Source organism: Cupriavidus sp. SIMBA_020, from assembly GCF_046535395.1.
Taxonomy (GTDB): Bacteria; Pseudomonadota; Gammaproteobacteria; order Burkholderiales; family Burkholderiaceae; genus Cupriavidus; species Cupriavidus campinensis.
On record NZ_JAWRWU010000543.1, the window covers coordinates 1 to 273 of the forward strand.

The window sequence follows — 273 nt, forward strand, 5'->3', positions numbered from 1 at the left end:
GACCGACATTACGCCGCGCAACGCGGGAACGCGACACACCATGGGCCTCTGGAATCTCTACTTCGCCGCCAAGCTGTACCTGTACGCACTGGGCACATTCAGCCCGCTGTGGCTGCTGAACATCGTGTTCGCGGCCGCGCTGCTGGTGCCGCTGCATGTGCGCTGGCTGCGCATCACGCGCAACGTGCTCGCGGTGCTCGCGGGCATCGCGCTGTTCTATCACGAGTCGGGCTGGCCGCCGATCAGCCGCGCGATCTCGCAGATCCCCGTGCT

General features: G+C 66.3%; 1 protein-coding gene. It reads left to right on the top strand.

Annotated features, from left to right (window positions below; translation table 11 throughout):
* Nucleotides 1–40 precede the first annotated feature (40 nt).
* A partial coding sequence (gene bcsG, locus SB751_RS30430) for a cellulose biosynthesis protein BcsG (RefSeq protein WP_410749074.1) occupies nucleotides 41–273 on the top strand: 233 nt, incomplete at its 3' end.